This is a genomic window from Rhizobium sp. CF122, assembly GCF_000282035.1.
Taxonomy (GTDB): Bacteria; Pseudomonadota; Alphaproteobacteria; order Rhizobiales; family Rhizobiaceae; genus Rhizobium.
Window position 1 is genome coordinate 1 of the sequence record NZ_AKKA01000122.1, and the last position, 20966, is coordinate 20966.

Consider the following 20966-nt stretch of genomic DNA (forward strand, 5'->3'; position numbering starts at 1 on the left):
CTTCCGTCAGCCAGTCCTGCGGATATTCCGCCTGGACGATGCGGATATCGCCCAGCTCGCCAGTGGCGATCATCTCGCGTGCCTGACGAACCATCGGATAGCCGGTGTAGTTGTGAGTCAGGATGAAAAGAGCGCCGCTTTCGTCGGCCACCTTCTTCAGCTTCTTGGCGTCGGCAAGGTTCGAGGTCAGCGGCTTGTCGCAGATGACGTGAATGCCGCGACGCAGGAATTCCTTGGCGGCGTCATAATGTACATGGTTCGGCGTGACGATCGAAACGGCCTCGATTCCGTTTTTCAGCTTCGCTTCGCGGATCGCCATTTCGCGGTAGCTCGAATAGGTGCGCGACGGATCGAGGCCGAGGTCGCGGCCCGATGCGATCGCCTTCTCGGGCGTCGACGACAGCGCGCCGGCGATCAGGTCGTACTGGTCGTCGATGCGGGCAGCGATGCGATGGACGGCGCCGATGAACGCGCCTGCACCGCCGCCGACCATGCCGAGACGGATGCGCGGTTCTCGCGCCTGTTCTGTGAATGCTTCAATTGCCATTGGTTCCTCCAAAAATGCGTAGGGCAAAAAACAGCCCGTCCCTCGGTGGCTGGGGAAGGGAGAACCCCTTCCCGCTGCGTTCCAAGCGGCCCTTCCTGTAGAGAAGGGCCGCGGCCTTAGAGACCGAGCATGCGTCGGTTGGCCGCTTGGTCCGTGCCGCCGGCGGCGAAGTCGTCGAATGCCTTTTCCGTGACGCGGATGATGTGCGCCTTGACGAACTCGGCGCCTTCGCGTGCGCCGTCTTCCGGATGCTTCAGCGCGCATTCCCACTCGACCACGGCCCAGCCGTCGAAGTTGTTGGCCGTCATCTTCGAGAAGACCGCGCCGAAATCGACCTGACCGTCGCCGAGCGAGCGGAAGCGGCCGGCGCGTTCCACCCAGCCCTGGTAACCGCCATAGACGCCCTGGCGGCCGGTCGGGTTAAACTCGGCATCCTTGACGTGGAACATCTTGATCCGGTCCTTGTAGATGTCGATGTTCTCGAGATAGTCGAGGCACTGCAGGATGTAGTGCGACGGATCGTAGAGCATGTTGGCGCGCGGATGGTTGCCGACGCGCTCCAGGAACATCTCGTAGGTGATGCCATCGTGCAGGTCTTCGCCGGGATGGATTTCGTAGCAGACGTCGACGCCGTTCTCGTCGGCGTGATCGAGGATCGGCTTCCAGCGGCGGGCAAGCTCGTCGAAGGCGGTTTCGACGAGACCGGCGGGGCGCTGGGGCCACGGATAGACGAACGGCCAAGCGAGCGCGCCGGAGAAGGTCGCATGTGCCTTGATGCCGAGGTGCTTCGAGGTCGTCAGCGCCATCTTGACCTGTTCGACAGCCCATTCCTGACGCGCCTTCGGATTACCGCGCACCTCGGGTGCCGCAAAGCCGTCGAACGCTTCGTCGTAGGCCGGATGCACCGCGACAAGCTGGCCCTGAAGATGGGTGGAAAGCTCGGTGACTTCGACGCCGTTCTGCCGTGCCACGCCGGCGAATTCGTCGCAATAATCCTTCGAGGAAGCCGCCTTCTTAAGGTCGATCAGCTGGCCGGCCCAGGTCGGAACCTGCACGCCCTTGTAACCGATGTCGGCCGCCCATTTGGTGATCGAATCCCACGAGTTGAAAGGCGCCGCATCGCCCGCGAACTGTCCAAGGAACAGGCCTGGGCCCTTGATCGTTTTCATGTCAATTCCTCCCTAAAAGATGACCGTAAACGTTTCTGGTAGAGTTCTAGCACGCGATTTGAAGTCTGCAAGCCGATTTCGGCGAAACTGCAAATTTGCCCGGCCGGGCGAAAATCGAAGGCGGCCGACTTAACCACGGCCTGTCTCGAGCCGCAAGATGTACGTACCGCATTTCCCCTTTCCACCACGTCACGCCTATACCATCTGCTTTCGATCCGAGCCCCCATCGGGCCTTGCGGCGGTAGACATCACGCCGTGCCGTGCTACTGTCTTTGGACCAGGAGGTTGGCGCATGACGCGGCGTCTGGCAGCGATCTTGGATGCGGATGTTGTCGGCTTCTCCCGGCTGATGGGCTTTGACGAAACCGGCACTTTCGCGACGCTGAAAGCGCACAACGGCGAAGTCATCGTCCCCAGCATTAGCAGGCATCATGGACGCGTCGTCAAATTTGTCGGCGACGGTACGCTGGCGGAATTTGCGAGCGTGGTCGATGCCGTTGGCTGCGCTATGGAAATTCAGAGAGCATTGCTTCAACGCAACGAGGCCATCGAGCCGGATCAACGCATGTTGTGGCGAATTGGCATCCACGTTGATGACGTACTGGTCGAGGACGAGGAGATCTTCGGCGATGGCGTGAACGTCGCCGCAAGCCTGCAGGCGCTGGCGCCGCCGGGCGGAATCTGCGTCTCTCAACAGGTCAACGACCAGATCCGGTCGAAGCTCGACTTCCGGGCAATCGATTTCGGCAACCGCAAGCTCAAGAACATCGAGCGGCCGATCCGTGTCTGGCGGTGGACGACGGAAAGCGAACAGCTTCCATCGCTTGCCGCGCCGAAGGAAGAGGCCGCCCGACCCGTGCGCAATCGCCCCTCGATCGCCGTGCTGCCCTTCAGCAACATGTCGAGCATCGAGGAACAGGAACATTTCTCGGACGGTTTCACGGACGAGCTGATCGCCACGCTGGCCCGCTGTCGCTGGTTGCTGGTCGCCGCCCGCAACTCCTCCTTCAGCTACAAGGGCCGGCAGGCCAATGCGCAGCAGGTGGCGGAGGACCTTGGCGTCAAATACGTGCTCGAAGGCAGCGTGCGCCGCGCGGCCGATCGCGTTCGTATCACCGCGCAATTGCTGAACGGTACGGATGGCACGCTGCTCTGGGCGGAACGCTACGACCGAACGTTGGCCGACATCTTCGAGGTTCAGGACCAGCTCGCTTCTGAGATCACCGGAACGATCGAACCGGAGTTGGGCTCCATCGAGTTCGCCGCCCTTCGTGGCCGCACGGTGTTCGACATGGATGCCTGGGAAATCTACCTGAAGGGACTCTGGCATCTGTACCGGTTCACGCTTGACGAACTGAAGACCGCAAAGGCGCTTTTCGAGCAGGCAATCGGCATTGATCCGACCTTCGCGCAGGCGCAGGCCCGCTTGGCCTACGTTCACATTCAGCTCGGCTGGTATGGCCCTCTCGACGAACGAGCCGAGCGCATCTGCGAGGCGATCGACCTTGCCGAACGGGCGATCGGACTGGATCAGAAGGAACCCGCCGCGCACCTCGCCTTGGGCAGAGCGCTTGCGCTTGATGGGGCGACGGAGGCGGGAATAGCGCATCTGCGCAACGCCTTGCAGCTGGATCAGAGTTTTGCGCAGGCTCACTTCGCGCTCGGCCAGGTCCTCTGCTACGTCGAGCGCCCCGCGGAAGGCATCGCCGAGATCAAGGAAGCGTTCCGTCTCAGTCCTCGCGATCCGCATCTTTGGACCTTCCATAACATTCTCGCGATCGCGAACTATCAATTGGGCGACATGGCGGAAGCGGCCAAAGCAGCCCGCGCATCGCTCCGCTCACCGAATGCCACCTTCTGGCCGGCGATCGTTCTGGTTGCGACCCTCGGAAGGCAAGGCGAAATAGACGAGGCCCGAGAAGCAATTTCCAGGCTTCATCGTTTCCGGCCGGGAATGAGCTGTGCCGACGCCCGGCGGGAATTCTATTTCGGTGACAATCCTGTGATGACCGAAGCCTTCATCGACCGCTTCATCGCCGATCTCGCCAACGCCGGCCTGCCTGACTAGCAAGTGGCACGATCAAGGAACGGCGCCCGTCCTGTCGAACGGGCGCCGCACTGAATTTTTCAGATCAGAACGGAGAGTCCGGGAAGTAGAAATCCTTGGCGTTATCCTTCGTCACCAGCGTCGCGTCGAGGACGAAGGTACCGCGCACCGGAACCTGGCCATAGAGGCCGGCAGCCGTCAGCTCCATTGCCGTGCCGACCATTGCCGGCGGATAGAGAACGTCGACCGGGATCATCTTATCGCCGTCCATGACCTTCTTGACCATGTCCTTGGAGCCAGCGCCGGCAACGACATACTTGATATCGGTACGCTTGGCCTGCTCGATCGCCTGCAGCACGCCGACAGCCATGTCGTCATCCTGGCACCAAACCACGTCGATCTTTGGATACTTCGTCAAGTAGTCCTGCATGACCTTGAAGGCATCGTCGCGGTTCCAGTTGCCGTACTGACGGTCAAGAACCTTGACCTTGGAGCCGGCAATGCCCTTATCGAAGCCGTCCTGGCGCTGCTGATCGATCGGGATCGGCAGACCGCGGATGACGACGACTTCGGCGTCCGGCGTCTGCGCAGCGATGTACTTGCCGGCGACTTCGCCGAGCGCCGGGTTGTTGCCAGCAACGTAAAGGTCGCGGACGGTGTCATCGTTGGTCGATGGCGCACGGTCGACAAGAGCAACGTACTTGCCCTTGCCCTTGACTTCCTTGATGGCGTTGACGAGCGGATCCGGATCCGACGGCAGGATAACGAGTGCATCGATGCCCTGCGTGTCAAGATCTTGCACGGCGTTGGCCTGGCTGGCGGCATCCGGCGAGGTCTTGACGATGACATTCAGGCCCGGATGCTGTTCCATCAGCTTCTTGGCGATGCGTTCGGCATGGAACACGACGCCCGAGGTCCAACCATGGTCGGCGGCCGGAATGGAGACGCCGATGGTGAACTTCTTGTCCTGTGCGTATGCGGCACCCGCCAGCGTGACGGCCGCAACCGCAAGACCCAACATGAGTTTGCGCATTCTATTTCCTCCCAATAAACGTCAGGGACTTTTTCCTACCCGTCAACCGGACGCCCTGTGATCCCGGCCAATTCCTGGAGCCAGTCCGCCTACGATTTGCGGACCAGCGAGCGCTGCACCAGCATGGCGATAATGATGATCGCACCCTGGATCGCACCGATGAGATATTCGCTGATAAAGTTCGACAGCAGCATGATGTTGCCGACGAGCTCGAGAATGAAGGCGCCGCAGATCGTGCCCCAGACACGGCCGGCACCACCCTTCAGCGCCGTACCGCCGACGACGACGGCGGTGATTGCCTGCAGCTCCCACAAGATACCGGTCGTTGCCGAGGTCGATCCAAGGCGCGGCACATAAAGAAGCACGGCGATGGCAACACAGAGCCCCTGGATGACGAAGGCGATCGTGCGCACGCGATTGACCGCAATGCCGGAGTAGCGCGCCACATCGCTGTTGGAACCGACGGCGACGACATGCCGGCCGTAGCGTGTGCGGTAGAGGATGAAGGCTGCCACTGCAGTCACGGCCAGGATCACGACAATCGGCACCGGCACGCCGAGAATGCTGCCAAAATAGGCCGGGCGATAGAGCGTCTGGATGTCGGGCGAACGCAGCGTGATCGCCCCGCCTTGGCTGAGCCACGTCGTCAGGCCGCGATAGATACCCATGGTGCCGAGCGTGGCGATGAACGGCTCGATCCTGCCGACCGTGGTGATCAGACCATTCGCAAGCCCGCAGAGCGCGCCAGCAACCAGCGTGAACAAGACCGCAGCGGCCAGCATCAACGTCGGATCGGCAATCACGCCGGAATTCATCAACAGGATCATCAGGCTGGCGACGAAGGCCACCATCGAGCCGACAGAAAGATCAAGATCGCCCGCGGAGATCACGAAGGTGGCACCGACGGCAATGATGGCGATGAAGGCGCAGCGCGTCGCGACGTTCAAAAGGTTGGTGATGCCAATGAAGTTCGGATTGACCAGCGCGCCGACGATCAACAGCAGTATCAGGGCTGCAAAGGGCGCAACCGCCCGCAGATCGATATCCCGCCAGGGGCGACGCCTGATTTCCCTGGTCTCCTCGTGCACACTCATCTCCAAACTAACCTCCCGCCCCAATTTTGATGGGCATCATACCTGTGCGGCGCTGAGCGCAGCCGCCTCCCGCCAGCGTCAGGCGGCTTTCTTCTTCAATCCGGCTGCGTAGCGCATGATCTCCTGCTCGGAGATCTCGTCGCCCTCGAGTACGCCGACGATCCGCCCCTCACGCATCACGGCGACGCGTGTGCAGAGCCCGATCACCTCAGGCATCTCTGAGGAGACGACAATGATGGATCGACCGTCGCGCGCCAGCGCCGAGATGAAATGATAGATCTGCTGCTTGGTGCCGACATCGATGCCGCGCGTCGGCTCGTCGATGATGATGATCTCGGGCTCGGTCTCCATGACCTTGGCAAGCAGCAGCTTTTGCTGATTGCCACCGGACATACGGCCGGCAACGATATTGGTGTCGCGAACGCGAATATCGAAGCGCCGCCGCGCCTTGGCGAGCGCCGCCGCCTCGCTGCTCGGGCTGAGATAGCCGTGCCGCGAATGCTGGCCGAGCGACTGAAGCGTCAGATTGGTCATCATGCCCGAACGCAGGAGCAGGCCCTTCGACTTGCGATCCTTCGTCATGTAGGCAAGCCCGGCGCCGTTGACGGCATGCACATCGCCCGAAAGCACGGTTTCGCCGCGAATGACGACCTCGCCGGATGCGCGGGCGCGAAGCCCGGCGATCGCCTCCATCAGCTCCGTGCGGCCGGAGCCGATCATCCCGGAAAATCCGATGATCTCACCCTTCCGGACCTCGAAGCTGGCATTCTGCACGTAGCCCGTCGAAACGCCCTCGACCCGAAGGACGACTTCCTCGTCGACATTGGGCTCCACCTTGGTCGGATAGAGGCTTGAAAGCTCGCGCCCGACCATCAGCTGGGCGATGGATTCGCCGTCGAGCATCGAGGTGGGGGCCGTCTTGACCCATTGCCCGTCGCGCAGCACTGTCACCCGGTCGGTGAGCTCCATCACTTCATCGAGCTTGTGCGACACGAAGATGAAGCTCGTTCCCTTGTCGCGCAGCTTGCGCACCTGCCGAAACAGGAAATTCGTCTCTTCCCGCGAGAGCACGGCTGTCGGCTCGTCCATGATGACGACGCGGGCATCACGGCTGATTGCCTTGGCGATTTCCACCATTTGCTTGTCAGCGATCGACAGCGTGCCGACGGTGGCATTCTCATCGACATGCGAACCGAGGAGATCGAGCGCCTTGCGGGTCTCGGCACGCATATACTTGCGATCGAGCACGCCGAAACGCGTGACTTCACGACCGAGGTAGAGGCTCTCGGTGACAGTGAGATGCTCGGCGAGATTGAATTCCTGATGGATGAGGACGATGCCGAGCGCTTCGGCCGCACCATTGGCCGGCAGTACGACCGGCTTGCCGTCGAGCAAGATGTCGCCCGAACTCGGCTGCTCGAACCCAGACATGACCTTGACCAGCGTCGATTTGCCGGCGCCGTTTTCGCCCATGAGAGCATGGATCTCACCGGCACGCAGATCGAAATTGACACTGAAGAGGACTTGCACGCCGCTGAACGACTTGCAGATGCGCCGCGCGGACAACACCACAGGCGCGGCGTCGACAGAATCCACACTCATTGACTGGCTTCCTCCCTGCGGCTCCCATCCGCTTGAAGCCATATGTAAACCTTTACACGATGCATGTAAAGGTTTACATCGTTGTTACACACAGATCTGCCGGTCCCGGCGTTTGACCTCTCGGCAAGTCTGTGTAGTGTCGCGGCGAAGGCATCCCAAGGCAGGACGCAGTGTCGAATTCCACGCCCGCAACCATAGAAGACGTCGCTCGGATCGCCGAGGTTTCGATCGCGACGGTATCGCGGGCGATCCACACGCCGGAGAAAGTCGCCAACTCCACGCGCCTGAAAGTCAACCAGGCGATCGCCATCACCGGTTACACCACCAACTTCATGGCACGCAGCCTGCGGCTCGGCCGGTCGAACATGATTCTAGTGGTCGCCCCAGATATCGGCGACCCGAACTTCTCCAACATTCTCGTCGGCCTGGAGAACGAGGCCCGCGCTCATGGCTACGGCATTCTGATCGGCCATACGCAGAATGACGCGCAACGCGGCCTTGAATATCTGAAGTTCCTGAATTCGAACCAGGCCGCCGGGCTGATCCTCTTTACCGGCATCCTGCCCTTCGGCCACCAAACGATGACCGCCCGCCTGCCGCCGAGCGTCGGCGTCTTCGAGCCCGTTTTCAACGGCGGCATCCCCTATGTCGGCGTCGACGACGTGGAGGGCGCCAGAAAGGCGGTCGACCTGCTGCTGGCCGAGGGCCACCGCAAGATCGCCTTCATCGGCGATTCGCGCACGCGCCTTGCCTATAGCCGGCGGCGTCAGGGCTATGATGCGGGACTCGATGCGGCGGGCGTTGCACCCGATATGCGCATCGTGCTGGAAGGCGACGGGACACTGGAAAGCGGCCGCCATGCCGTCGAACAGCTGTTCATGCGCGACACGCTGCCGACTGCCTTCATGTGCGTGAACGACCAGACGGCGATCGGCGTGATGATCGGCCTTGGCGCTCGCGGCTACGATATCCCGAACGACTTCTCGGTGACCGGCTTTGACGATGTGCCACAGGCCGTCTTCATGTCGCCGCCGCTGACCACCATCCGCCAGCCGCGGACATTGATCGGCAAACAAGCCATGGCGCTCCTTTTGGAATTTCTCTCCGACGGCCAGCCGGCGGAGACCGAAATCCTGTTGCGGCCGGACCTTGTGGTGCGCAATTCCGTTGGAGCGCCTTCGCGTCGGTGGACGAAACGCTGACGCCAGCAGCTAAGCCTCCGGACGCTGACACGGACGTCCCGCCGCACTTGGCGGCGGGAACAGTGGCCTTCGTGCCGCAACTGGCTATTGGCTATTGCGACTTTTGAGGATCGTCCGCCGGGTTGACGTACTTAATGCTCCATGGGCCGTTGGTGTTGATTTGGACGACAGTCTCATCGTCGAAGTAAACGAAATGCGCCGTGCCCGGCGGCAAGGCAAAGAAACTGCCCGCAGGCAGTGCCTTCGTGGCGCTCCGATCGGCAGTTTTGCCCATGCCCAATTTGGCAGCCCCGGATATGACCGTGACCACTTCATAGCCTGGATGCGTGTGCGGTGGGATCGCATACCCCGACGGCACTTTGAGCCGAAGGGCAAACAAGCCTTTCTTGGTGGGATTGCCGAACAAGACCGCCGCTTGCGCTCCGGCTGGAAGCGTTTTGGGGGCCTCGATCCATTTGACATCAGCGGGAGCGAACATTGTGTGCGCATCCTCTGCCAAGGCAAAGGCAGCGGTCCCACAGACTCCAATCCAACCGAGTGCGAATATCGATGCGATTTTCATGATATCCTCCCTCTTCCCGGGCCCTTCACCTCGGCCGCATGCTGGGGCAGGCTCGCGAAAGCCAAGGATACGTCCGCGGACCATCCCTAAGCAAGCATTCCTCGGTCATCCGATCGAATGTCGGCAAGTCATTTCACCCGCTTGAACACCCATTTCACGACGTATTCGCCGCTTCGCTTCATCTTCGTTTTCGTCTTGACCTGGACCGGCCCTCCCAGAGCCGCCTCGGCGGCTTCAAACGCCTGCCGCGCCTCGGCCATTGCCGTGTGATAGACGCTGTTGTCGCGCTTGGGGCTGTCTGCGACGGCCTGCACGAGGGCGGTCCAATCACGTTCACTGTCGCCCATGTATCAGCCCTCCCGTTTGCAGCAAGGTGGTCTGCGCTCACCGCCGCTTGCCGCGCAAGCCACAATGATGGTTGGTGTTACCTCGCTGTGCCGAGGTGGGGAACTGGTCGATATCCTAACCAGACTGGTAGTCGTTGCGGTTCATGTCGATCGAGCCGAAGATACGCGGGACGCGCCATCCGGCAACTGCATCGCCGTCGTCGTGCTACTCGACAAGCCCGAACATAGGGCCGAACCCGCCATGCCAGGATTTGTCATTGCGCCCCATCTCCGGACTGTAGAAGCCGACACCTCGACCACCATCGAGAAACAGCGCATCACGGCACGCCAAATGGTCGCGAAACAACCGCGCGAAATCATGGAAATTCACCTCGTCTTCGCTGACCGCGAAGCGCACCGCGCCATCGCCGCAGACGCCGACTCCGCCGCGACGAGTCCGGTCCGTCGATCCGACGATAAAGATCGGGTTTAGTTTATTGTCGATGACAAGCATCGGACCGGACTGGGTAGCGAAACGGACCGCGGGACGGCGCTTCAGGAATTCCTGCGTAGGAAGTACTCCGGCGCCGGCGCCATCGAGAAAGAACACGCCATTCGGCCTTTTATAGAAATTCGGCACCGAACCAGCGGCGGATCCATCGCTACGCGCCCTGTTGGCAGGTCGCAATTCTCGGCCATCCTCGACATAAAGACCGATCGGCGAAAAGTCGGGCAGATACATGCCGGCATTGACCGCAAACGCCAAAGTCCGCCCCTTGCCGCGAACGGCCTCGGCAACGCTGGCGAAATAGCGGTACGGCTCTCCATCCGCGCTCTTCCAGAACAAGCGGAGATCGCCCTTTCCTTTCTCGATGGTGCAGACGATATACGCCTCCCCTTCGAAGGTGTCCTGCCCGCAGGGCTGGGCGGAAGCCACGTTCGTAGATGTCGCTACAGCAAGCATCGTGGCCGCGGCAAGCATACCTTGTCTGAGATAGGCCATCGCTGCCATGTCCTTTCTGTCGGATCCCTTCGGCCGCCCGCAAATGCGCCCGAGCGCCAGCAGCGTATCTCGCCGCACGCTTCAAGGCCATCGCCGCGGGCCGCCGCGATCAACGAAAAAGGCCAGAAAGCTTTCGCTCCCCGGCCTTCTCCCCCACAATCAACCGCCGATCAGACGTAACGGTTGACGATGTTTTCGAGCAGTTCCTGTTTGCCGGACTTCGGCTGTGGGTTGATGTCCTTGGCTTCGACCCACTCGGCGATCTGCTCGAGCGAGTATTCGCCGCGGGCAAGCTTCTGGCCTTCGGCCGAATCCCAACCGGCATAGCGGGCGTCGAGCGGGCCGGAGAGTGCCTTGTCCTCGATCATCTTGGCTGCAGCCTTGAGACCGCGGGCGCAGGCATCCATGCCGCCGATATGGCCGATCAGCAGATCTTCCGGATCGAGCGACTGGCGGCGCAGCTTGGCGTCGAAGTTGGTGCCGCCGGTGGTGAAGCCGCCGCCCTGCAGGACGTAGTAGTAGGCGAGCGCCATCTCCGGAACGTTGTTCGGGAACTGGTCGGTATCCCAGCCCGACTGGTAGTCGTTGCGGTTCATGTCGATCGAGCCGAAAATACCGAGGGCGTTGGCGAGCGCCAGCTCATGCTCGAAGGAGTGGCCGGCGAGGATCGCATGGCCCTGCTCGATGTTGACCTTCACTTCGTTTTCGAGGCCGTGCTTCTTGAGCAAGCCGTAGACCGTCGCGACGTCGTAGTCGTACTGGTGCTTGGTCGGTTCCTGCGGCTTGGGCTCGATCAGGATCGTGCCCTTGTAGCCGATCTTGTGCTTGTACTCGACGACGAGGTTGAGGAAGCGGCCGAGATGGTCGAGTTCCTTCTTGAGGTCGGTGTTGAGCAGGGTCTCATAGCCTTCGCGGCCGCCCCAGAGAACGTAGTTGGCGCCGCCGAGCCTGGCCGTGGCGTCCATGCAGGTCTTCACCGTCGCGGCGGAGTAAGCGAAAACATCCGGATCGGGATTGGTCGCGGCACCCGACATGAAGCGGCGGTTCGAGAAGAGGTTCGCCGTGCCCCAGAGCAGCTTGACGCCGGTGGCGGCCTGTTTCTCGGCGAAGTAGTCGACGATCTCGTTCAGGTTTTTGGTGTTTTCTGCGAAGTTCTTGCCTTCCGGACGCACGTCCGCGTCATGGAAGCAGTAGAACGGCGCGTCGAGCAGCTGGAAGAGTTCGAACGCAACGTCGGCCTTCAGCTTGGCAGCCTTCATCGTGTCCTCGAACCACGGGCGCAGGAAGGTCTGGCCGCCGAAGGGGTCGCCGCCCTGCCAGGCGAAGGTGTGCCAATAGGCGACGGCGAAGCGCAGGTGGTCTTCCAGGCGCTTGCCGAGAACGACTTCGTCCTTGTTGTAGTGGCGGAAGGCGAGCGGATTGGTACTGTCCGGGCCCTCATACTTGATCTTCTGGATGTCGCCGAAAAATCCGGTGCTCATCTCGTGTCTCCTCAGGTTTCGATTTGTTGTTCTGGGTTCAATGCTGCAGCGATTTGATCGCCGGATAGAGCGCGCGATAGCGATTGTAGGCATCTTCATAAGCGCCGGAGAGCGCCGCGACGGGCTCGATCGTGCCCGCCGTCTTCGGCGGTGTGCAGACGGCAACCGGATTAGCGCCGGTCGCCGCGATCAGGCCGAGACGCGCCGCGCCGAATGCCGCGCCAAAATCGCCATCGGCAGGCAGATCGACCGGCACGCCGAGCGCCGTGGCGATCGAGGCCAGCCAGTAGCGCGAGCGCGAGCCGCCGCCGATGGCGGTAACGCGGGAAATATCCGTGCCCGCCGAGCGTAGCGCTTCCAGATTGTCGCGGATGGCGAAGGAAACGCCCTCAAGAACGGCCTGGGTCAGCACCACGCGGCTGCTCTCATGCTCGAGACCGATGAACGCGCCGCGGATGACGGCATCGTTGTGCGGCGTGCGCTCGCCGGAGAGATAGGGAAGGAAGGTGACGCCCGAAGGCGCCTTCAGTGTTTCACCGAGTTCAGTGGTCAGATCCGCCGCCGACTTGCCGGTGACGCTGGAGTGCCAGTTCAGCGCGTCCGTCGCAGAGAGAATGACCCCCATCTGATGCCAGGTGCCAGGCAGCGCATGGCAGAACGCATGCACGGCGCTTTCCGGCTTCGGCAGATAGGCGGCGTTGGCCGCAAAGAGAACGCCCGAGGTGCCGAGCGACACGAAGGCCGCGCCATCGCTGACCGTGCCCATACCGCAGGCCGAGGCCGCGTTGTCGCCCGCGCCGCCCGCAACGACGACGCCTCCCGAAATACCCCACTTGCCGGCCAGCTCGCCGCGAAGCTTGCCACCCTGCTCCGTGCCCTCGACCAGATGAGGCATCTGCTTTTCATCAAGGCCGGTGGCCGCAAGAAGCTCCGATGACCATTTGCGTTTTCCGGTATCGAGCCAGGAGGTGCCGGCCGAATCCGACATCTCGGAGATGTGCTCGCCAGTCAACCAAAGACGCAGGTAGTCCTTCGGCAGTAGCACCTTGGCGACCTTCGCGAAAATGTCAGGCTCATGCTTGGCAACCCAGGCAAGCTTGGGCGCGGTGAAGCCGGGGAAAACAATATTGCCGGTCAGCTTGCGGAAACGCGGATCGGAATCCAGAGCAGCCGCTTCGACATAGGAACGCGTATCGTTCCAGAGAATGCAGGGGCGCAGCACCTTGTCGTCGGCGTCGAGCAGCGTCGCCCCGTGCATCTGGCCGGAGAGGCCGATGCCCATCACGGCGGCGAGCTCCTGCGGATGCTTTGCCTTCAGCGCGGCAACGGCCTCTTCCGTCGCGCGGATCCAGTGCGATGGCTCCTGCTCCGACCAGCCGGAATGCGGGCGCGAGACGTCGAGCGAACCATTGGCCGAGCCGATGATCTTCTGATCGCCGTCGATCAGCATGGCTTTGACGCCGGAGGTTCCGAGATCGAGACCCAGATACATGTGTTTCTCCCTTTGCCGTTACGGCAGATTGTCTTTTAGAAATATGTCGAGACGAATGCGCTCCTGCGCCGCGATGACGGGGAGCCCGTCCGCCTTCGCCTTGAGGACGCGGATGGCGCTGCGCACCTCATGGCCCGCATCCTGGTTCAGAATTGCGTCGATCGTTCCGTCGAGGAGTGCGGCGCGGGTATGCGCCGTTAATTCATGGGCGATAACCGTCAGCGACCGATCGACCGCCTTCTCCTTCAGTGCCCTAATCAGCCCGCGGTTGCCGGCGCCGAGGCTGTAGACGCCGATGATGCCACTTTTCTTCGACAACGCATCTGCCACCAGCATATGGGCCATCTCCGGATCGTCGCGGCCTTCGATGACGGGCAGGATGGAGAGCGAAGGAAATTCCTCGGCCGTGACGGCGACGAAACCCTCGAGGCGTTCGCGATGGTCGCGCACCAGCATCGAGCCGGCAAGCACAGCGATCTCACCCTTGGCGCCGCCGAGGAACCGCCCGAGAAGCCGTGCGGCCGTGCGGCCCGCGGCAATATTGTCGACGCCGGCATAGTGATGGCGCTGCGAACCAGTGAGATCCGAGACCAGCGTCACGACGGGAATACCGTCCTTCACCAGTCGGTCGACGGCCTCGCGGACCTCAGGCGCATCGGTGGCGACAAGCGCGATCCCCGAGGGTCGCTGTTCGCTCAGCTCATCCAAAACCTTCACGAGTGCAGCGGGATCGAACGCCGGCACTTCGAGGGTGCGAATATCCGTTCGCTCCACGGACGAACGCGCGGCGGCCGCACGTACCTCGTTGTTCAGCCCGTGCATGAAGGAATTGTCGCTGGCCGGCAGGATGAAGACGAGCGGATAAGTGCGGCCTTTGGCGAGGTTGGCAGCAGCGACATCCCTGATGTAACCGATCTCGCGAATGGCGTTCTCGACCTTCTCGCGCGTCACGTGGCGCACGCCCGGACGTTGGTTCAAAACCCGGTCGACGGTCGCCAGGCTGACGCCTGCCGCAGCAGCGATATCGTGGACTGTTGGTCTCATCTTTCCTCCTGACGAGACCTTTAGCTCCAAATCTGATGTACGTAAATCAAAATTTGCAAACGTTTCCGTTCACGTCAAATCTTTGTACAAAAACAAAGGCCGGCCTGGTATGCCGGGCCGGCCTTGACGTTGATCTAAAAAGGGAATCAGTGGCCTCCGCCACCACCGCCGCCACCTTGGGGCGCAGGTTTGTCGAGCATCGCAACGCCGAGGATCATTGCCAGGAATAGCACTGTCAACAACAGGAAGATGTCGCTGAACGACAGTACCATCGCCTGCTTGGTCACGAGCCCGACCATCTGCTTGATCGCAACCACAGCGCCATCCATGCCATAGGTATCGAATTTCGCCGTCATGTTTTTCAGCTGGTCGAGCGCCGCCGGGCTGCTCCAATCGAAATTCTCGCGCAGCCGCTCGTAGTGAACGTCCTGCCGGTTCGTCAGCACCGTGTTGATGACCGCCAGACCGACGGCGCCACCAAGGTTGCGCGTCAGGTTGAAGAGCCCGGATGCACCGCGCATACGGGCTGGCGGCATCGTGCCAAGCGCGATGTTGTTGATCGGCACCATGCACATCATCAGCCCGAAACCACGGAAGAGCTGGGGAATGAAGAGCTCGTAGAAGTCCCAGTCCTGGGTCAGATGCGTCATGATGTAGGTGCCGGCTGCGAAGCTCGCGAGGCCGATCACCATCATTAGCCGCAGGTCCATCTTCGTCGACAGCTTTCCGGCGATTGGCGCCGTGAAGAACATCGCAAGGCCGGACACGAACATGGTCTCGCCGATCATCAGCGAGTCGTAGCCGCGGATGCGCCCGAGATAGACGGGATAGATATAGGTCAAGCCGTAGAGACCGATGCCCATGACGAACGAGAACACGGAGCCGAAGGCGAAGTTCCGGTTCGAGAAGGCCCTAAGGTCGACCACCGGGAATTCCACGGTGAAGGCCCGATAGAAGAAGACGACGGCTGCAATTGCAGAGGCGATCGCGCCCATAAAGATGTAATTATCGTTGAACCAGTCGTTGGAGTTGCCTTCCTCCAGCACGTATTCAAGGGCGCCGAGGAAGACCCCCATCGACAGCAGGCCCCACCAATCGAACTTCTTGATCAGCGCGAATTCCGGCTTGTCGAAATCGATGAAATTCCAGGTAACGATCGTCACGATGATGCCGGGAACGATGTTGACCAGGAACAGCCAGTGCCAGGAGAAGGCGTGGCTGAGATAGCCGCCGACAGTCGGGCCGATCGTCGGGGCAAGCGTGGCGATCAGGCCGATGATCGGCGACACGATGCTCCGCTTGGAAGGCGGGAAGATCGTGAATGCGGCTGCAAAGACCGACGGAATCATACCGCCACCGATGAAGCCCTGGATGGCGCGATAGACGATCATCTGGTCAATATTCGTCGCCGTCGCGCAGAGCGCACTCGAAAGCGTGAAGCCGGCCGCCGAAATCGCGAAGAGGTATCGTGTCGAGATGATGCGCGCGAGCGTGCCGGAGAGCGGAATCATAATGACTTCGGCGATCAGATACGAGGTCTGCACCCAACCTATCTCGTCCGAGCCGGCGCTGAGGCCCGCCTGAATCTCGGCCAGAGACGCCGATACGATCTGAATGTCGAGGATCGACATGAACATGCCGACCACCATCGCGAAGAAGGCGATGAGCTTGCGCGGGTCCATCTGCTCCGCGGCCGCCGGAGCGGCCGGGATTGTTCCAACTGTTGCACTCGCGGCCATGGGCCTACCTCGTCGGGATTTACTTGGCCGCATCCGGCGCTGTGCGCGTATCGACGTCGACGACAACGCTGAGGCCGGCGCGCAGACGGCCGCTATCGAGAGCGTCCTGCGGCAGCGAGATGCGAACCGGCACGCGCTGAATGATCTTCGTGAAGTTGCCCGTCGCGTTTTCCGGGGGCAGCAGCGAAAAGACGGAGCCGGATGCCGGCGAGATCGATTCGACCGTGCCGACGATCGGGTGATCGTCATAGGCATCCACGTGGACGTTGACCTTCGAGCCCGGAACCAGATGCTGGATCTGCGTTTCCTTGAAGTTCGCGTCGATAAAGAGTTCGCGGACAGGGACGAGCGCCATCAGGCGCTGGCCGGGCGACACAAGATCGCCTTCCTGGACCGAACGGTTGCCGACGACGCCGTCATATGGCGCCTTCAGCACCGTGAAGGAGAGGTCGCGGGCAGCTTTGTCGCGTGAAAGCTCGAGCTGGCGGATCGTGCCTTCCGCTTCGCGGCGCTGCGCCTGCAGCAGGGTGATATTTGCCTGCGCGGATGCGATCGCTGCATCGCCGCCGATGAGGTTCGCCTTGGCCTGGTCGAGCGCGATGTTGGCGGCATCGAGGTTAGCGGTGGTGCCGACCGACTTGGATTGCAGTTCGGCGGCACGGGTCTGAGTGATCTGCGCACCGCGAACAGTGGCTTCCAAAGCCGTCTTCTGGGCTTTGGCCTGATCGAGGCTTGCCTCTCCACCGGCGATCTGCGCATCGATGCGCTGCAGCGAGAGCTTTTCGGTATCGAGGGAAGCGACCGCCTGGTCGAGGGCCAGCTTGTAGTCGCCATCGTCGAGCGACGCCAGAACATCGCCCGCCTTGACCTTCTGGTTGGCAACGACATTCACCTTGGCGACATAGCCCGTAACCTTCGGCGAAATGGTCGCGATGTCGCCTTCGATGTAGGCATCGTCCGTCGAGACGAGGAAACGGCCCGTCGTCCACCAATCGTAGCCGTACCAGGCAGCGCCCGCCAGAAGCGCGAGGCCTATGATCGGCAATGCGAAGCCGCGCTTTTTCTTCTGCTCGGCCGGAGCCGCCTGCGTATCGGCGGGAGCTTGCGGCGCACGCGGTGCTTCCGCGGTGGGAACAACTGCTTCCTGAGCCCGGCCTTCGGCTTCAGCGGGTTCGCTGACGATGCGGGCAACAGTGGCTTTTGGGCTGGACGACATAGGGGCTACCGGTAATGGAGTGAATTTAATCGAACTGAACGGTTCGGTTCAGTTGACATAGAACCTTTTTGCATTCATATCAAGATGTATCGAACCGCCCGGTTCGATTTTGTTAACGAAACGTTCGCGGATGCGAATATGGTTAAGGAGCGATGACAGAGCTTTCCGATACGCGCGCAGACGAGTCTCCCTCGACAGGCGGCCGATGGGCCGCGGGCGAAGACCCTGCCAAGCGCAAGCAAATTCTCGACGGTGCCCGCCGCGTTTTCATGAAGCTCGGCTTCGATGCCGCGAGCATGAACGATGTAACGCGCGAAGCCGGAGTTTCAAAGGGAACGCTCTATGTCTACTTCGCCAACAAGGAAGAGCTCTTCACGGCAATGATGGAGAGCGAGCGAGCGGCTTTCGTCGCCAGCGTGCGCAATACTCTCAAGCAATCCAGCGATCCAGACGTTGCCCTGCATGACTTTGGGATGACCTTTGTCAGCCACCTGACCGAGGACAAGGTCATCAACGCGATGCGCACCGTCATCGGCGTGCGCGACCGCATGCCGCACCTCTGTCAGCGCTTTTTCACCGGCCCGGAGAACATCCGGACGGTGTTGAAGGACTTCCTGACAAGCCAGGTCGAGGCTGGCCGTTTCGAGATCGACGACATCGAGCTTGCCGCCCGCCAGTTCCTGGAACTCTGCGGTGGAAGCTTCTTCAAGCTGCGCCTGTTCGGCGACATGGACGCCCCGCCTCCGCGCGAGGAGATGGATCGCGTGGTCAATGGCGCCATCCGCGTTTTCACTGCGGCCTACGGCGTCAAGAAGCAGTCCTGAACCCGAGCGCTGCGACGATCGTTCGGCCCTCATGCGCGGATGGGCATGTCGGAAATCTGCATCCCCATCAAGGAATAAAAGTCGTCTGGCTTTCGTATATCCCCTTGCGCGCTTGCCAAGGTAGGCGGCGTCCGTACATTGCGAGCGTCAAATCTATGTGGCGCAAGGGGATATACGCCAATGCAAGACATCATGATGCTCGTTCAGGACCCGGCCGCCTGGGTGGCCCTCGTCACCCTCGTGGTGATGGAAGTGGTCCTCGGGATCGACAACCTCATCTTCATCTCTATTCTCACCAACAAGCTGCCGCCTGAGCATCGCGAGAAAGCGCGAAAGGTCGGCATTGGCCTCGCCCTTGTGATGCGACTTGCCCTCCTTGGCACCATTGCCTGGATCGTGAAGCTGACGACGCCAATCTTCGAACTGTTCGGCCACGGCTTCTCCTGGAAGGACATCATCCTGATCGCCGGCGGTCTCTTCCTGCTCTGGAAGGCGACGAAAGAAATCCACCACAACGTCGATCCGGCCGATCACAACGAGGATTTCATTGCCACGGCAGCGACGGCCGGCTTTACGGCCGCGATCGGCCAGATCCTGTTGCTCGACCTCGTCTTCTCGGTGGATAGCATCATCACCGCCGTCGGCATGACGCCGCATCTGCCGATCATGGTCGTCGCTGTGATTGCAGCCGTGACCGTCATGCTGGTCGCGGCAACGCCGCTCGCGAACTTCATCGAGAGGAACCCGACTATCGTCATGCTGGCCCTCGCCTTCCTAATGATGATCGGCACGACCCTGATCGCCGAGGGCATGGGCTTCCACGTGCCGAAGGGCTACGTCTACGCTGCAATGGCCTTCTCAGCATTGGTGGAGGTGCTCAACATGCTCGCCCGCAACGCCCGTCAGCGAAAGAAGGCCGGCGGACACTAACCGCCGACTGGCCTGCAGAATCAAGGCGCGCGGCCAAACCCGGCCGCGCGCCTAAGCATATCCCCAAGCGCCAGCGATTGCTCCAACGGCGTCGATTTCATCATCGACATTCTGAACGCGCGGCAGTCGTTCCGGCGCAATAGCCGCGCAGACCGGCCTTAGGCGGTCTTTGCAAGCTCCTTGTCGATCGCCGAGACCAGCCGCTGGTCCTCGGCAGTCACATCCGGCGCAAATCGCGCAGCAACCTTGCCATCGCGACCGATCAGGAACTTTTCGAAGTTCCAGAGGATTTCATTGTTGTCGCCGGTCGCAAGGCCGTTGTTGCGCAGCCGCTCCCGCATCGGGCCTTCGCCAACGGCGGTCTCGACAGCGGCCGTCAGCTGCTGGTAAAGCGGATGCTGGTCCTCGCCCTTCACCGAGATCTTCGAGAAGATCGGAAACTTCACGTCATACGTCAGGGTGCAGAATTCAATGATCTCGGCATCCGTGCCCGGCTCCTGCCCCTTGAAATTGTTCGCCGGAAAGGCGGCAATCACGAAGCCACGCTCGCGCTTGTCCTCATAGAGCTTCTCGAGCCCTTCATATTGGACTGTCAGGCCGCATTTGGAGGCCACATTGACGACCAGGATCACCTTGCCGCGGTGATCATTCAGCGTCGTCTCGCGACCATCAGCCAGCTTCACGGGTATACTCAAAAGATCAGTCATCACCATCTCCAGCGTGAATTTCGCCGCGGAAGCTATACCCACCCATGCGTTTGTCCAGCGGGCAGATGCAGTCCACTGGCAAAATCAATCAAAACAGCTAGTTTGGCCCGAGAGCACGGGAGGGCGCGACGGAAGATGGTGCTGGAATTGCTGGTGGCGGTCGTTGTCTTCGCTTTGCTTATGACAGCCTCGATCGGAACGATGCTGACCTACTCGAAGCTGCCGGTGCATCACCGTCAGGACGAAACCAATACCGTCGTCCGGCTGGTCGCCAACATTTTCGTCGTCATGACCTCTCTCGTCTTTGGCTTGATGATTAATTCCTCAAAGAACACCTTTGCCGAGATCGACAAGAATGTGCACGCCTTCGCAACGCAGATCATCCTTCTCGATCGAACCCTGCGCACCTATGGCCTCGAAGCCAACGAAACCCGTAAGCGTCTGGAAAACTACGTCGAAAAAGCCCTGACCAATCCGGCCCGCGCCGCCCCCGACCCATTGGTTAAAAGTGACCGCACGACCGAATTTGCACTCAATGCCGTCGGAGACAGTCTTTCGCTGATCAGGCCGTCCGACCCAGGGCATGTTGCACTCTGGAACGACGCCCGCCAGCAGTACCAAAGGATCGTCGAGCAGCGCTGGGTTATCGTCGAACAGTCGGAAGGTGTCATTCCAAGGCCGCTCATCAGCATGCTGACAGCGTGGCTGACCTTGATCTTTGCCAGCTTCGGCTATCGCGCGCCGAGAAACATCATCGTCGTCGTGATGTTCACCATCTCCGCGCTTCTCATATCGCTATCAATCTTCGTCGTGCTGGATATGGACATCCCGTTCGCGGGCTGGATCCAGATCTCCGACACGCCTCTTCGCAGGGCGCTGGCCGAGCTCCAGCAATAGCAATTCCGAAATGCCGCGCCGCCTTGAACAAGACAGCACGCCTGACTCTGC

19 protein-coding genes are annotated in these 20966 nt (G+C 61.1%); 5 read left to right on the forward strand and 14 right to left on the reverse strand.

Annotation, left to right across the window (positions count from 1 at the left end; translation table 11 throughout):
* Together PMI09_RS28885 and PMI09_RS28890 are read right to left on the reverse strand one after the other, a co-directional pair.
* Positions 1 to 547 (reverse strand): Gfo/Idh/MocA family protein (locus tag PMI09_RS28885; RefSeq protein ID WP_007802704.1); only part of this gene is annotated, 547 nt, incomplete at its 3' end.
* A gap of 116 nt (positions 548 to 663) precedes the next feature.
* Entirely contained in the window at positions 664 to 1716 is a 1053-nt protein-coding gene (locus tag PMI09_RS28890) for a sugar phosphate isomerase/epimerase family protein (protein WP_007802706.1), read from the reverse strand.
* 292 nt (positions 1717 to 2008) lie between these two features.
* Here PMI09_RS28890 and PMI09_RS28895 point away from each other — a divergent pair, with 292 nt between their 5' ends.
* Positions 2009 to 3784, forward strand: coding sequence for a tetratricopeptide repeat protein (locus PMI09_RS28895; RefSeq protein WP_007802708.1), 1776 nt, complete (start codon positions 2009 to 2011; stop codon positions 3782 to 3784).
* A 64-nt stretch (positions 3785 to 3848) separates the two neighbouring features.
* Here PMI09_RS28895 and PMI09_RS28900 read toward each other — a convergent pair whose 3' ends face one another.
* The 3 genes from PMI09_RS28900 to PMI09_RS28910 form a co-directional block, all read right to left on the reverse strand.
* Positions 3849 to 4796: a substrate-binding domain-containing protein gene (locus PMI09_RS28900; protein ID WP_007802710.1), complete on the reverse strand. Its 948-nt coding sequence runs from the start codon at positions 4794 to 4796 to the stop codon at positions 3849 to 3851.
* An 89-nt stretch (positions 4797 to 4885) separates the two neighbouring features.
* On the reverse strand, positions 4886 to 5890 hold the full coding sequence (locus PMI09_RS28905; RefSeq protein ID WP_007802712.1) for an ABC transporter permease: 1005 nt from the start codon (positions 5888 to 5890) through the stop codon (positions 4886 to 4888).
* Between the two features lie 78 nt (positions 5891 to 5968).
* Positions 5969 to 7492 carry a sugar ABC transporter ATP-binding protein gene (locus PMI09_RS28910; protein ID WP_007802713.1) on the reverse strand — a complete coding sequence of 508 codons (1524 nt, stop codon included), beginning with the start codon at positions 7490 to 7492 and terminating at the stop codon, positions 5969 to 5971.
* A gap of 170 nt (positions 7493 to 7662) precedes the next feature.
* On the opposite strand from PMI09_RS28910, the gene PMI09_RS28915 reads away from it, so the two are divergent.
* Positions 7663 to 8694 carry a LacI family DNA-binding transcriptional regulator gene (locus PMI09_RS28915; protein WP_007802715.1) on the forward strand — a complete coding sequence of 344 codons (1032 nt, stop codon included), beginning with the start codon at positions 7663 to 7665 and terminating at the stop codon, positions 8692 to 8694.
* Between the two features lie 91 nt (positions 8695 to 8785).
* Here PMI09_RS28915 and PMI09_RS28920 read toward each other — a convergent pair whose 3' ends face one another.
* The 8 genes from PMI09_RS28920 to PMI09_RS28955 all read right to left on the reverse strand — a co-directional run bounded on the left by PMI09_RS28920 (position 8786) and on the right by PMI09_RS28955 (position 17557).
* Positions 8786 to 9256, reverse strand: a complete 471-nt coding sequence (locus tag PMI09_RS28920; protein ID WP_007802719.1) for a cupin domain-containing protein — start codon at positions 9254 to 9256, stop codon at positions 8786 to 8788.
* 128 nt (positions 9257 to 9384) lie between these two features.
* Positions 9385 to 9603 (reverse strand): hypothetical protein, encoded by a 219-nt coding sequence (locus PMI09_RS28925; RefSeq protein WP_007802721.1) that lies wholly within the window; start codon positions 9601 to 9603, stop codon positions 9385 to 9387.
* Positions 9604 to 9808: 205 nt separating this feature from the next.
* Complete coding sequence (locus PMI09_RS28930) at positions 9809 to 10585, reverse strand: phosphodiester glycosidase family protein (protein ID WP_007802723.1); 777 nt, start codon at positions 10583 to 10585, stop codon at positions 9809 to 9811.
* A gap of 170 nt (positions 10586 to 10755) precedes the next feature.
* Complete coding sequence (xylA, locus tag PMI09_RS28935; RefSeq protein ID WP_007802725.1) at positions 10756 to 12066, reverse strand: xylose isomerase; 1311 nt, start codon at positions 12064 to 12066, stop codon at positions 10756 to 10758.
* Positions 12067 to 12103: 37 nt separating this feature from the next.
* A complete protein-coding gene (gene xylB, locus PMI09_RS28940) occupies positions 12104 to 13558 on the reverse strand; it encodes a xylulokinase (protein ID WP_007802727.1) in 1455 nt (484 codons plus the stop codon).
* A gap of 18 nt (positions 13559 to 13576) precedes the next feature.
* A complete protein-coding gene (locus PMI09_RS28945) occupies positions 13577 to 14602 on the reverse strand; it encodes a LacI family DNA-binding transcriptional regulator (protein ID WP_007802729.1) in 1026 nt (341 codons plus the stop codon).
* Positions 14603 to 14748: 146 nt separating this feature from the next.
* Positions 14749 to 16341 carry a DHA2 family efflux MFS transporter permease subunit gene (locus PMI09_RS28950; protein ID WP_007802731.1) on the reverse strand — a complete coding sequence of 531 codons (1593 nt, stop codon included), beginning with the start codon at positions 16339 to 16341 and terminating at the stop codon, positions 14749 to 14751.
* 19 nt (positions 16342 to 16360) lie between these two features.
* Positions 16361 to 17557 (reverse strand): HlyD family secretion protein, encoded by a 1197-nt coding sequence (locus PMI09_RS28955; protein ID WP_007802733.1) that lies wholly within the window; start codon positions 17555 to 17557, stop codon positions 16361 to 16363.
* Positions 17558 to 17709: 152 nt separating this feature from the next.
* Between PMI09_RS28955 and PMI09_RS28960 the strand changes: the two genes are divergently transcribed.
* The gene (locus PMI09_RS28960) at positions 17710 to 18381 is read left to right on the forward strand and encodes a TetR/AcrR family transcriptional regulator (protein ID WP_007802735.1); all 672 of its coding nucleotides are present in this window, start codon (positions 17710 to 17712) and stop codon (positions 18379 to 18381) included.
* A 180-nt stretch (positions 18382 to 18561) separates the two neighbouring features.
* The gene (locus tag PMI09_RS28965) at positions 18562 to 19311 is read left to right on the forward strand and encodes a TerC family protein (RefSeq protein WP_007802737.1); all 750 of its coding nucleotides are present in this window, start codon (positions 18562 to 18564) and stop codon (positions 19309 to 19311) included.
* 158 nt (positions 19312 to 19469) lie between these two features.
* On the opposite strand, the gene PMI09_RS28970 is transcribed toward PMI09_RS28965, so the two are convergent.
* Positions 19470 to 20018: a glutathione peroxidase gene (locus PMI09_RS28970; RefSeq protein ID WP_007802739.1), complete on the reverse strand. Its 549-nt coding sequence runs from the start codon at positions 20016 to 20018 to the stop codon at positions 19470 to 19472.
* Between the two features lie 135 nt (positions 20019 to 20153).
* Between PMI09_RS28970 and PMI09_RS28975 the strand changes: the two genes are divergently transcribed.
* A complete protein-coding gene (locus tag PMI09_RS28975; RefSeq protein ID WP_007802743.1) occupies positions 20154 to 20915 on the forward strand; it encodes a bestrophin-like domain in 762 nt (253 codons plus the stop codon).
* Positions 20916 to 20966 lie beyond the last annotated feature (51 nt).

Excerpts from the sequence above, each read along its gene's own strand:
- PMI09_RS28890 (WP_007802706.1), bottom strand. The coding sequence starts at position 1,716 with ATGAAAACGATCAAGGGCCCAGGCCTGTTCCTTGGACAGTTCGCGGGC.
- PMI09_RS28895 (WP_007802708.1), top strand. The coding sequence starts at position 2,009 with ATGACGCGGCGTCTGGCAGCGATCTTGGATGCGGATGTTGTCGGCTTC.
- PMI09_RS28900 (WP_007802710.1), bottom strand. The coding sequence starts at position 4,796 with ATGCGCAAACTCATGTTGGGTCTTGCGGTTGCGGCCGTCACGCTGGCG.
- PMI09_RS28905 (WP_007802712.1), bottom strand. The coding sequence starts at position 5,890 with ATGAGTGTGCACGAGGAGACCAGGGAAATCAGGCGTCGCCCCTGGCGG.
- PMI09_RS28910 (WP_007802713.1), bottom strand. The coding sequence starts at position 7,492 with ATGAGTGTGGATTCTGTCGACGCCGCGCCTGTGGTGTTGTCCGCGCGG.
- PMI09_RS28920 (WP_007802719.1), bottom strand. The coding sequence starts at position 9,256 with ATGAAAATCGCATCGATATTCGCACTCGGTTGGATTGGAGTCTGTGGG.
- PMI09_RS28925 (WP_007802721.1), bottom strand. The coding sequence starts at position 9,603 with ATGGGCGACAGTGAACGTGATTGGACCGCCCTCGTGCAGGCCGTCGCA.
- PMI09_RS28930 (WP_007802723.1), bottom strand. The coding sequence starts at position 10,585 with ATGGCCTATCTCAGACAAGGTATGCTTGCCGCGGCCACGATGCTTGCT.
- xylA (WP_007802725.1), bottom strand. The coding sequence starts at position 12,066 with ATGAGCACCGGATTTTTCGGCGACATCCAGAAGATCAAGTATGAGGGC.
- xylB (WP_007802727.1), bottom strand. The coding sequence starts at position 13,558 with ATGTATCTGGGTCTCGATCTCGGAACCTCCGGCGTCAAAGCCATGCTG.
- PMI09_RS28945 (WP_007802729.1), bottom strand. The coding sequence starts at position 14,602 with ATGAGACCAACAGTCCACGATATCGCTGCTGCGGCAGGCGTCAGCCTG.
- PMI09_RS28950 (WP_007802731.1), bottom strand. The coding sequence starts at position 16,341 with ATGGCCGCGAGTGCAACAGTTGGAACAATCCCGGCCGCTCCGGCGGCC.
- PMI09_RS28955 (WP_007802733.1), bottom strand. The coding sequence starts at position 17,557 with ATGTCGTCCAGCCCAAAAGCCACTGTTGCCCGCATCGTCAGCGAACCC.
- PMI09_RS28960 (WP_007802735.1), top strand. The coding sequence starts at position 17,710 with ATGACAGAGCTTTCCGATACGCGCGCAGACGAGTCTCCCTCGACAGGC.
- PMI09_RS28965 (WP_007802737.1), top strand. The coding sequence starts at position 18,562 with ATGCAAGACATCATGATGCTCGTTCAGGACCCGGCCGCCTGGGTGGCC.
- PMI09_RS28970 (WP_007802739.1), bottom strand. The coding sequence starts at position 20,018 with ATGACTGATCTTTTGAGTATACCCGTGAAGCTGGCTGATGGTCGCGAG.
- PMI09_RS28975 (WP_007802743.1), top strand. The coding sequence starts at position 20,154 with ATGGTGCTGGAATTGCTGGTGGCGGTCGTTGTCTTCGCTTTGCTTATG.